Origin of the sequence: Methanofollis sp. UBA420 (genome assembly GCF_002498315.1) — an archaeon.
In the GTDB taxonomy this organism is placed as follows: domain Archaea; phylum Halobacteriota; class Methanomicrobia; order Methanomicrobiales; family Methanofollaceae; genus Methanofollis.
This window is the reverse complement of record NZ_DAGX01000005.1, coordinates 159,056-168,660: the sequence shown is the minus strand read 5'-3', so window position 1 is coordinate 168,660 and position 9,605 is coordinate 159,056. Positions and strand designations below refer to the sequence as shown.

Annotated in this window: 12 protein-coding genes and 1 tRNA gene; 8 read left to right on the top strand and 5 right to left on the bottom strand. The window is 62.0% G+C overall.

What is annotated here, in order from left to right; genetic code table 11:
- Positions 1 to 173: 173 nt before the first annotated feature.
- A tRNA-Leu gene (locus tag BP869_RS07035) sits at positions 174 to 258 on the bottom strand.
- Between the two features lie 63 nt (positions 259 to 321).
- A complete protein-coding gene (locus tag BP869_RS07030) occupies positions 322 to 636 on the bottom strand; it encodes a transcription factor S (RefSeq protein WP_342678194.1) in 315 nt (104 codons plus the stop codon).
- A 141-nt stretch (positions 637 to 777) separates the two neighbouring features.
- Between BP869_RS07030 and artA the strand changes: the two genes are divergently transcribed.
- On the top strand, positions 778 to 1,602 hold the full coding sequence (gene artA, locus BP869_RS07025; protein WP_342678192.1) for an archaeosortase A: 825 nt from the start codon (positions 778 to 780) through the stop codon (positions 1,600 to 1,602).
- Here the strand turns inward: artA and BP869_RS07020 are convergent.
- Entirely contained in the window at positions 1,578 to 2,210 is a 633-nt protein-coding gene (locus BP869_RS07020; RefSeq protein ID WP_342678190.1) for a CDP-alcohol phosphatidyltransferase family protein, read from the bottom strand. The genes artA and BP869_RS07020 overlap by 25 nt on opposite strands.
- Before the next feature lie 97 nt (positions 2,211 to 2,307).
- Between BP869_RS07020 and BP869_RS07015 the strand changes: the two genes are divergently transcribed.
- Both BP869_RS07015 and sppA read left to right on the top strand, forming a co-directional pair.
- Positions 2,308 to 2,991, top strand: a complete 684-nt coding sequence (locus BP869_RS07015) for a dihydrofolate reductase family protein (protein WP_342678188.1) — start codon at positions 2,308 to 2,310, stop codon at positions 2,989 to 2,991.
- Between the two features lie 6 nt (positions 2,992 to 2,997).
- Positions 2,998 to 3,810, top strand: a complete 813-nt coding sequence (gene sppA / locus BP869_RS07010) for a signal peptide peptidase SppA (protein ID WP_342679110.1) — start codon at positions 2,998 to 3,000, stop codon at positions 3,808 to 3,810.
- Here the strand turns inward: sppA and truD are convergent.
- Together truD and pth2 are read right to left on the bottom strand one after the other, a co-directional pair.
- The gene (gene truD, locus BP869_RS07005) at positions 3,779 to 5,050 is read right to left on the bottom strand and encodes a tRNA pseudouridine(13) synthase TruD (RefSeq protein ID WP_342678186.1); all 1,272 of its coding nucleotides are present in this window, start codon (positions 5,048 to 5,050) and stop codon (positions 3,779 to 3,781) included. The two genes, sppA and truD, sit on opposite strands and share 32 nt — an antisense overlap.
- The gene (gene pth2 / locus BP869_RS07000) at positions 5,047 to 5,409 is read right to left on the bottom strand and encodes a peptidyl-tRNA hydrolase Pth2 (protein WP_342678184.1); all 363 of its coding nucleotides are present in this window, start codon (positions 5,407 to 5,409) and stop codon (positions 5,047 to 5,049) included. Before pth2 ends, truD begins: the two co-directional genes overlap by 4 nt.
- Before the next feature lie 291 nt (positions 5,410 to 5,700).
- Between pth2 and BP869_RS06995 the strand changes: the two genes are divergently transcribed.
- Genes BP869_RS06995 through cbiQ form a run of 5 tightly spaced genes read left to right on the top strand, consistent with a single transcriptional unit; the run spans position 5,701 to position 9,559 of the window.
- Positions 5,701 to 6,870 (top strand): NAD(P)/FAD-dependent oxidoreductase, encoded by a 1,170-nt coding sequence (locus BP869_RS06995; protein WP_342678182.1) that lies wholly within the window; start codon positions 5,701 to 5,703, stop codon positions 6,868 to 6,870.
- A gap of 39 nt (positions 6,871 to 6,909) precedes the next feature.
- Positions 6,910 to 7,548: a cobalt transporter CbiM gene (cbiM, locus tag BP869_RS06990; RefSeq protein ID WP_342678180.1), complete on the top strand. Its 639-nt coding sequence runs from the start codon at positions 6,910 to 6,912 to the stop codon at positions 7,546 to 7,548.
- A complete protein-coding gene (locus BP869_RS06985) occupies positions 7,545 to 7,883 on the top strand; it encodes a PDGLE domain-containing protein (protein WP_342678178.1) in 339 nt (112 codons plus the stop codon). Before cbiM ends, BP869_RS06985 begins: the two co-directional genes overlap by 4 nt.
- 33 nt (positions 7,884 to 7,916) lie before the next feature.
- On the top strand, positions 7,917 to 8,750 hold the full coding sequence (locus BP869_RS06980) for an ATP-binding cassette domain-containing protein (RefSeq protein ID WP_342678176.1): 834 nt from the start codon (positions 7,917 to 7,919) through the stop codon (positions 8,748 to 8,750).
- Entirely contained in the window at positions 8,747 to 9,559 is an 813-nt protein-coding gene (cbiQ, locus tag BP869_RS06975) for a cobalt ECF transporter T component CbiQ (protein WP_342678174.1), read from the top strand. The genes BP869_RS06980 and cbiQ overlap by 4 nt, the downstream gene beginning before the upstream one ends.
- The last annotated feature ends 46 nt before the right edge of the window (positions 9,560 to 9,605 follow it).

Below are 9,605 nucleotides of genomic sequence, written 5' to 3'. Positions count from 1 at the left end.
TGCTGCCGGGGAGGGGGAGGGAGAGGTGCTGGAAATTGTCCCGATCCGGGATCTGGAGATCCCCTCAGTATGAGGATTTCTACACAATCTCAAATCCGAAAGATCTCGCCCGAAGAGCAGGATGATGCTGTAAAACGATATTCCGGGACGGATCAGAAATGTATCAGAAGTAATGCGAGGGAAGGGATTCGAACCCTCGAACACCTACGTGACAAGGCCCTCAACCTTGCGCCTTTGACCTGGCTTGGCAACCCTCGCCCGAAAATGAGGGACAGGAATCTGTGTGTTCCCGCTGTTTCTATAGGTTGGTATTTCTAGGATTTAATCGTATTCACGCCAGGTGTGTCCGCACTCGGTGCAACGGAAGAAACGCACCTCGCTCTCATCGGCAGAGCGGAGCTGGCGCAGCCACCAGAAGGCGAGGTTGTTCTCACACTTCGGGCACCTGACCTGAACCGTCGGGAGAGTCTTCACCTTCTCCTCCTCGTCCACGATCGTGATCTCTTTCTCCACGCGGGTGGTCGTGATCTTCATCCCGGCCTCACTCTCGATGGCCTGGATATAGCCGCACCTGCGGCACTTCATCTGCCCCCCGGACGAGATCATCATGGTGTTGCACTTTGGACAGAATAACATTCAGATATTATTGGGAGGCATGCCTGATTAAGACTTGGTTGGCGGATCATGCACGGTATAGAGGGGTTCTGCCGCAGATTGAAGGGCGAGATCGGCCGCCTTAAGAACTCTTAATTAGGTGAGTGGGACAAATAGTGGGTGATGGACGAATACCTTCTCTTTGCAGCGTTCGCCTTATTTGTTCTCTTCCTCATACCCGGACGCCACCGGCCGTATGCAGGCATCGGCGGCTGGCTCTCAATGTCCCTCTACCTCTTCGCGGAGGTTCCCTATTTCCTCTCCATCAACAACTTCCTCTACCCGACACTCGCCCTCCTCTCTCTCCCCTTCCTGTACGTGACTGCGAAAAGGCTGCTCGCCGGGGACGACCATATCGGCCACCTCACCCGCGCCGCGGCCGTCGCCGTTCTCCTGTACCTCCCCTTCGCCTACACGCCCCTCGGTCCCTGGTTGATCCAGATTGTCATCGACCAGATCGGATGGTGCCTCTCCGCTCTTGGCATTGCATATACCATGCCTGAATGGGACATGTTTGCCAGGAACGGCCTGAAGGTTCAGATCATCCTCGGGTGCACCGGCATCCAGAGCATCGCTATCATGCTCGGCGTCGCCGCCGCCGTCCCGACCGACCTGCGGCAGAAAGCCATCGCCGCCCTTCTCATCGTCCCGACGATCTATCTCCTCAACATCGGGAGAAACGTCTTCGTGATCCTCGCGTATACAGGGCAGTGGTTCCCGTACCTCCCCGAGATCGCAAGCAACGGAGAATACGGCTACGAGAGTTTCTTCTGGGCCCACAACGTCCTCTGCGAACTCGGGGCGCTGGTGGCCCTGATCGTCATCGCGTACGCCCTCTTCATCATCATGCCCGGCCTTGCGGCGATGGCAGACGGCCTGTATCAGGCCTTCCGCGACGACCTCACCGGCGCGATCTCCCGGCCTCAGGGGAGCGACCTTGAGAGGTAGGCGATCCTCTGGATCGCCGAGAGGTTCGTGCAGACCGCAATGAGGATCACTGCAAGCCCGGGGAAACCCGCAACAGCGCCGACGATAAGAGCGATCAGGGTCTCGGGACGGCCGAAGAAACCGACGCCCTCAAGGGGGTCGTGGATCTTCCCGTCCACCCTCTCCGTAAACCCGACCTCGGCATAGACCACCGGCTTGATGAAGGTGTTCATCATCGAACCGAAGATGGCGACGGCGACGACGGCGAAGTCCGCGGCAGGCGGGAGAGGGAAGTACCCGGAGACGACCGCCACACCGGAAAGCCCGATGCCGAGGAGAGCAAGGGCGTCGACATATTTGTCAAAGACCCAGTCGATGACCGCCCCGAACTTCGTCTGGCAGTGCTTCTTCCGCGCCACGGTGCCGTCCACCAGGTCAAGGATGGCCGAGACAAGGAGGAGGAGGGCGCCTAGAAGAAACAGGCGCTCGGCAAAGGCGACCGCACAGCAGATCCCGGCAAGAAGAGAGAGATACGAGATCTGATTGGGACTGATGCCGGCCCTGACAAAAAAATCAGCGATCGGCTCGAGTTTTGATATGAGACGCGGCCTCAGCGCCGTTATATTCATGACAGGATAGTGGAACTGCCATGAGGATAAGCATTGCTTCGCCGGGATACCTGACCATACCCTCTTTTAAACCCCGGGGTGATATTAAACTGAGATTATGTCTGCTCCATCACTACGGCCCCACGTGCTGATGATGTCGGAGATCACGGTCGACGGGAAGCTGACGCTCAAAAGAGGCGCTTCCAGCAAGATTCTCATGAAACACATGGCCCATGAGACCGAGATCCTCCTCCACAAGACCCGCGCAGAGTGTGATGCCATCATGGTCGGGTCGCACACCATCGCCATCGATAACTCCTTCCTGACCGTCAGACTGGCGCCGGGAAAGAGCCCGATCCGGGTCATCCCATCGAGCATGGCCGACATCCCCCTCACCGCCAACGTGCTCAACCGCGACGCCCGGACGGTGATCGCCGTCTCCGAACAGGCCCCCGCTGAGAAGGTCGACGCCCTCCGGGAGAAGGGTGTCGACGTCGTCGTCTGCGGGAAGACGCACATCGACCTCCCTGAACTGATGGCGGTCCTCAGGAGAGACTACGGCGTCAAAAAGATGATGATCGAGGGCGGGCCGACCCTCAACTGGCACATGCTCAGGCATGGCCTGGTCGATGAGATCAGGCTCATCCACCTCCCCTTCATCGTGGGCGGCGAGGACACTCCCTCCCTTGTCGGCGGGATGCACATCGAGTCGGAGGACGAGATGATCCGGCTCAGACTCCTGCGCCACTACCTCTGCGGGAGTAATCTGGTGACCGAATACGCCGTCAATTACGGGGACTGAGTGGTGATGAACAGCCTCCTTGCCGATATCGAACGCGCACAGAGGCGCCGGAGGCTGAAAAAGAATCTCAGCATTGTTGCCGTCGTCGTCTTCATCATCGCGGCCGTCGCTGTCGCTGTGCTGCTCATGTCACCGATCGGTGAGGGCGACGTCGCCGTCATCCGCGTCGAGGGGACGATCCTTGCCGGCGACTTTTCGGGTGGCGGGTATGCAGGGAGCGAGTATGTCGGGCGGGAGGTCCGCACTGCGGCCGACGACCCCTTTGTCAGTGCGATCGTATTGCGCGTCAACAGCCCGGGCGGCAGTCCGGCGGCGGCGCAGGAGATCGTGCGCGACCTGGAGTATGCACGGGCGAAAAAACCGGTCGTGACATCGATGGGAGACGTCGCCGCCTCGGCTGCCTATATGATCTCGGCGCACACCGACAGGATCTACCTTTCGCCGGATACGATGACCGGGAGCATCGGGGTGATCTGGCTCTTCCCCGACGAGAGCGAGTGGATGGAAACAGAGGGGAGGAAGGTCGAGGTGGTGAAGTCGGGAGAGCAGAAGGACATGACCTCTCCGTACCGCCCCCTGACCGCAGAAGAGCAGTCCTATGCGAGACAACTCGTGAACGAGAGCGCCGACGACTTCATCGCCGACGTGACGGCGCAGCGGCCGGTGGACCGCTCCCGGATCGAATCCGCCCGCCTGATACGGGGCGAGGAGGCGATCGGCATCGGCCTTGCCGACGAGGTGGGCAACCTCTTTGACGCCATCGAGGGGGCCCGCACCCTCGCGGCCGTCAGATCATCGCCAGGGGATCTGCCTTCATAAACTCCCGGCAGATCGTCGTCGCATAGTGGCCGGGCGGGAGGGTGAAGGCAAGGGCGACGTCCTGCCCCGTCACCTCTGTCGCAATCTCTGTTTTCACGTTGATGGGCCGGAGGGTTCCGGCATAGTGGAGGTGCACGAATGCACCGGCACGCTCGAAATGCTCTGCGGTGATCCCGTCCTCGGCAAGGAGCACCGCCATCCTCTCGTCGTTCCTTCCCTCGGTGCGGAATGACGTGGCACCAGGGAGGAAGAGAGCCACGGCGCATCTGCCGCGGCCGATATGGACGGAGACTATTCGACGGTTCGCTTCGGTCACGATGTCCTCCCTGCCGTTTGTGAAGACGAGACGCTCGCCGGGCAGGGGTTCGTCGAGCCCGGTGCCGTCGGCGCAGCGGAGGGAGAGGACGCGGTTGAAGAGCCATGACTGGTAGGCCGAGACGAACATGGAGAGGAGTTTTGGCGGGAGGTTCTGGAGAGCCCCGCCCGAGTCGCCGGGGTGAGCGGCCAGGTACGAGAGCACCGAACGCTCAAAGCCGAGGTGGGCGGGGAAAGCAGCGATCGCCGCCTTCGCGTCGCGGGTCTCGATATAGGCTCGCCGCGTCTCCTGCACCTCGGGCGTCTCGTCCGGACAGGCGAGGCCGACATAGGTGTCGACCGCGGCATCGTAGTCGCCCCGCAGGATCTCCCGGCCGACAAGGTGGGTGACAGGTCTCACGACGCCGAAACGCTGGAGGCCGAAGTAGTTTGGAAACCCTGCCGCCGCCGCAGAGACAGAGGACGCAACCGTGCCGGCAAGGTCAGGGGCGGTGCAGTCCCGGATCGTGATCGCAAACCTGTTCCCTCCAAGGGCGCCAAGGGAGAGGGCGTGCTGGGTCATGCCGAGGGGCTCGATCTCCATGTCCTTGATATGGAGTTCCTTCACGGCCTCCGCCTCGCCGCCATAGATGGTGATGTACTGGGTGGTGAGGGCGTTCTTGTCCTTGGTGCCGGCCCAGGCGATCCGCCTGTGCGAGATGCCGAGGGCCGCCGCGATGGACTTCATGGCGTGCTGGTGTTCCCAGTTCCGCTTCGTGAGTCTGCAGAGGAGGTACGGCCCTTCCCCTGACGGCCCGCCGAGGGGCATCTCCTCGACTCTAAAGTCCTCGGGTTCCTTCCGCAGGACGCCGCCGATGCCCAGCGTCTCCGTGGCGTACCAGGATATCCCGAGGGCTTCCTCCACGGGATAGGGCGTGCGCATCATAGGAGTTGCAGCCCGCCGGTGATGCGGTCGAGTTCCTCGCTCTTTGCCGGGCCGAGGCCGAGGGCGGTGACGGTACCGGGCGGGATCTCGGTGAGCCCCGCGTCCTGTATGAGGGAACAGGGGATGCCGGCGGCTTCGGCCGCCATTTTCAGGGTGTGCAGGTCCCGCTCGCCCGGGACCTTCAGCGCCACCTTCTTCTGCCCCTCTGAGTACCACGCCTTCTTCGCCTCTTTTCCCGCGTGCTCGTAGGCGCCGATGGCGGCATGGGCCATCTGCACGCACTTCTTGCCGCAACTCATCTTGACATCGGCTCTGATGACCAGGCACTGCTTCCACTTGAATACGGGCACTTCAGACATCCTGATCCTGTTGGCGCGGCGGAGCAATAAGCCATGACCATATCCCCAGACCTCTGGTGATATTCTGGAAGATGGGTCGGGCGGGCGATCTGCCCGGTTCTGAAGAAAACCCCAGAATCAAACCGATGCTTCCCCCTACCCCCACGAAACCCGCCTTCCCAATACTCTCCACCGGGGGCAACGAGAAGGTCGAAGGATTCGAGATGCGAACGAAGTGAGTATGAGAAAGCCATCATGACCTCCCATCCCCACGGTGACGTTCAAGTAGAGAGGGGGGCAGATTATCTCTGCATGTTTGACGTTGCGGTGGTCGGGGCCGGGCCGACAGGGAGTGCGGCGGCGCGCGCCTGCGCGGAGGCGGGGCTGTCTGTCCTCTGCATCGAGGAGCACGCCGCGCCGGGCTTTCCCGTCCAGTGCGCCGGCCTCCTCTCGATCAAGGCCCTCGAAGAGTGCCGGGTCTCTGAAAGGTCCGTCTTGAACCGGGTCCAGGGCGCCAGGATCGTCGCCAGCACCGGGGCAGAACTCAAATTCGATGCCGGGGTGACGAAGGCCTCGGTCGTCGACCGCGCGCGCCTCGACGCCGAGATGGCAGCGGCCGCGGCAGACGCCGGGGCCGAGTTCTGGCCGAAGACCACCGTTGTCGGGAGAGAAGAAGGACGTCTTATGACCCGCGGGGCCTTCGGGAGAAGGGACGTCGAAGCGCGGCTGTATATCGCTGCGGACGGGCCGCGGGGCGGGATGGCGCGCATGCTCGGCATGGCGCGGTCGCCGGTCTATCTATCCGGCATCCAGGCCGACGTCCCCCTCGACATGGATACCCGCTTCGTGGAAGTCCACCCCGCCGCCGCCCCGCAATTCTTCGGCTGGGTGATCCCGACAGGCGAGGGCCGGGCACGGGTCGGCCTCTGCGGCATGCGCAATGTGAAGGAGGACTTTCAGAAGTTCGCCGGGCCGTACATGACGAGTTGCACCCACCTTGTGACCGGCACGATCCCCCTCGGCCCGATGCCGCGGACGTACGGCCACCGGACCCTCTTTGTCGGCGACGCCGCGGGGCTTGCAAAGCCGACCTCCGGCGGCGGCATCTATACCGGCGTGCGGGCGGCGCGGCACGCGGCCAGTGTCGCCCTCTCCTGCTGTGAGAAAGACGACTATTCCGATGCCGCCCTCGCCGGGTACGAGCAGAAGTGGCAGGCCGATTTCGGCCGCGAACTCGCCCTCGGCATGCGCCTATCCCGGCTGAGGCAGGAAATCTCCGCAGCGCAGACAGACGCTCTCATCGCAAAGATGGCCGACCCCGCGATCATCGACCTGATCGTGCGCTACGGTGATATGGACCGCCCCGGCATTCTTGCCCGCCATCTTCTCACGAAACCATCCATCATTATGTCGCTTGGCACAATAGTCGGGCCTTCAGTATGCGCTTTTTTGAAAGAACTTGCAATCGGCGCGAATAGATAATACTTATATTCTGGAACGTGCTACTGAAGTATGGTCACCATGCACATTCCAGACGTCTTTATTCCCCTCTGGCAGAGCGCCATTTACTGGGTCATTGCTCTGATATTCATCGGCCTTGCCCTGCGGTGGGCACGAAACGAACTTGACGACGAGAAGGTACCCCTCATCGCCGTCCTTGCCGCCGGAATCTTCGCCATCCAGGCATTCAACCTCCCGGTCGGCATGGGAACAACAGGTCACCTTGTCGGCGGGGCCCTTGCGGCAATCCTCCTCGGTTCTCCCTATGCCGCGGTCTTCATCCTCACCCTCGTGCTCCTTGTCCAGGGTGTCGTCTTCGGGGACGGCGGACTCACGACGATGGGCGCCAACATCATCAACATGGGCGTCATCGGCGGGTTTGTCGGGTTCTACACCTACAAAGGAGTGATGAGCATTGCAGGGAACACCTATCTCTCCGCAGGCGTCGCCGCCTGGTTCGCCTGCCTCATCCCGGCACTTGCAGCGTCAGTCGAGATGTTCCTCGCGGGTACCTTCCCTCTCGTCGAGGGCATGATCGCGATGGGCACCTACCATGCGGCCATCGGTATCATCGAGGCCGTCATCACTGCCGGTGCGATCTACCTCATCGCCTCGGCGCGGCCTGACCTCATGAAGACAGTCGAGGGGGTGGCGGCATGATGGAGACGAAGCAGTTCGTCGCCCTCGGTATCGTTGTCGCCATCCTGATCGGCGTCACCGCCGTCTTCTTTGCCGCGGGCGATCCCGACGGCCTGGAGAGCACGGCCCTTGTCGTCCTGGGCGAGAAGAGTCTCACCGGCCCGACACCCGAAGACGCCGACCCCGAAGCCGTTGGCAAGGACGTCGGTTTCGAGTACGAGGCACCCATGCCCGACTACACGATGGGCGAGGATGCCGGCAAGATGGGTGAGGTCATCGCCGTTGTCGTCGGCACCTTCCTTGCCCTCCTCGTCGTCCTCGGTGCCGGCAAGGCAGTCACTGCCTCAAAACACTGACTCTATATCTTTTTTTTACCAAACAGGATACTGATGCACATTATCGAGACCCGAAACCTCACCTTCGCCTACCCGAACCGGCCCCCGGCCCTGAGCAGCGTGAACTTCATCGCCGGCAGGAAAGCACGGATAGCGGTGATCGGGGCGAACGGCGCGGGAAAGAGCACCCTCTTCAAGCACCTCAACGGCATCCTGAAGCCGACGTCGGGCGAGGTGCTCATCCACGGTGAGCCTATCACAAAGGCGAACCAGAGGGAGGTGCGCAAGATGGTCGGCATCGTCTTCCAGAACCCTGACGACCAGGTCTTCGCGCCGACGGTCGAGCAGGACATCGCCTTCGGGCCGACAAATCTGGGTCTCGACGAGGAGACGATCCACCACCGGGTGGAGAGCGCAATCCGCCTCCTCGGTCTCGAAGAGATGCGCGACCGCCCGCCCCACCAGCTCTCCGGCGGGGAGAAGAAGCGTGTTGCCATCGCCGGCATCCTGGCCATGGAGCCCCAGGTGCTCGTCCTCGACGAACCGACGGCCGGGCTCGACCCGCAGGGTGTCGCCGACCTCATCTCCTTTATCAACACCCTGCCCGAGCGTTTCGGTATGACGGTGATCTTCTCCACCCACCACCTCGACCTGGTGCCAGAACTGGCCGACTATGTCTATGTGATGGACCGCGGCACCGTCGTGGAGAAGGGGACGGTGCCGGAGATCTTCTCCCAGACCGACCTCCTGACGCGGACCCGCCTCGATATCCCGGTGCTCCAGAGGCTGATGCGGTCCCTGCGCGAGGCCGGCGTCTCTCTCGACGAGGGCTACACCTATGCCGAGGTCGAGGCGGCGTTCCTCTCCGCGTACCGGGGGAGGCAATGATAGAGGAACTCTTCGCGATCGAGCAGGTGGCGCAGGGGACAAGCCCCGTCCACCGGTGCGACGCACGGGTGAAGATCCTCATCGTCTTCGCCTTCATCATCGCCACCGTCGCATTCCCGTACACGACCGGGGTCTACCTTCCCTGTGCCGTCTTCCTGGCATTCTTTGCGGGCCTCTGGGCACTCTCCAGGATCTCCCCAAAAGAATACCTCAAGCGCCTCCTCCTCATCCTGCCCTTCGGTTTCTTCCTCATCGTCTTCCAGATCTTCTTCACCAACCCGCACTACGCCGAGTTCCACCCCCTCGTCACCCTCCCCCTCGGGATCGCGATCTATGCCGAGTCCGTGGAGTTCGCCTCCATCCTCGCGGCAAAGTTCCTGGTCTGCATCTCCTTCATCATCCTGCTCTCGTCCACGACGACGATGCAGGGTATGCTCGAAGGCGCCGGGCGCCTCGGACTCCCGTCCGAGTTCACCCTCATTCTGGGGATGATGATCCGCTATCTCTTCCTCTTCGGGAGGATGTACGTGCGGGTCAACGCGGCCCTCCAGACGCGGTGTTTCGACGCCCTCGACCGCTCCCTGCCCCACCGCTACCGCCTGAAGATGCTCGCCTACGAGGTCGGGACGATCTTTATCAGGTCCTTCGAGCAGGGGGAACGGACCTACACGAGCATGCTCTGCCGCGGCTATGGGAAGGACTCCCGCCTCCTCATCACGAAAAAACCGTTGAAGGTGGTCGAATGGGTGTTTCTTGCCGGGACGTTCGCCCTCATCATCGCTACCTCGACCCTTACCTGGCTGTTCTGAAGGTGAGGGCGCAGAATCCGGGGGGAGTGCGGGTCCCCGGGTGATA

Coding starts and splice junctions, on each gene's coding strand:
- BP869_RS07030 (WP_342678194.1), bottom strand. CDS start 636: ATGTTATTCTGTCCAAAGTGCAACACCATGATGATCTCGTCCGGGGGG.
- artA (WP_342678192.1), top strand. CDS start 778: ATGGACGAATACCTTCTCTTTGCAGCGTTCGCCTTATTTGTTCTCTTC.
- BP869_RS07020 (WP_342678190.1), bottom strand. CDS start 2,210: ATGAATATAACGGCGCTGAGGCCGCGTCTCATATCAAAACTCGAGCCG.
- BP869_RS07015 (WP_342678188.1), top strand. CDS start 2,308: ATGTCTGCTCCATCACTACGGCCCCACGTGCTGATGATGTCGGAGATC.
- sppA (WP_342679110.1), top strand. CDS start 2,998: ATGAACAGCCTCCTTGCCGATATCGAACGCGCACAGAGGCGCCGGAGG.
- truD (WP_342678186.1), bottom strand. CDS start 5,050: ATGATGCGCACGCCCTATCCCGTGGAGGAAGCCCTCGGGATATCCTGG.
- pth2 (WP_342678184.1), bottom strand. CDS start 5,409: ATGTCTGAAGTGCCCGTATTCAAGTGGAAGCAGTGCCTGGTCATCAGA.
- BP869_RS06995 (WP_342678182.1), top strand. CDS start 5,701: ATGTTTGACGTTGCGGTGGTCGGGGCCGGGCCGACAGGGAGTGCGGCG.
- cbiM (WP_342678180.1), top strand. CDS start 6,910: ATGCACATTCCAGACGTCTTTATTCCCCTCTGGCAGAGCGCCATTTAC.
- BP869_RS06985 (WP_342678178.1), top strand. CDS start 7,545: ATGATGGAGACGAAGCAGTTCGTCGCCCTCGGTATCGTTGTCGCCATC.
- BP869_RS06980 (WP_342678176.1), top strand. CDS start 7,917: ATGCACATTATCGAGACCCGAAACCTCACCTTCGCCTACCCGAACCGG.
- cbiQ (WP_342678174.1), top strand. CDS start 8,747: ATGATAGAGGAACTCTTCGCGATCGAGCAGGTGGCGCAGGGGACAAGC.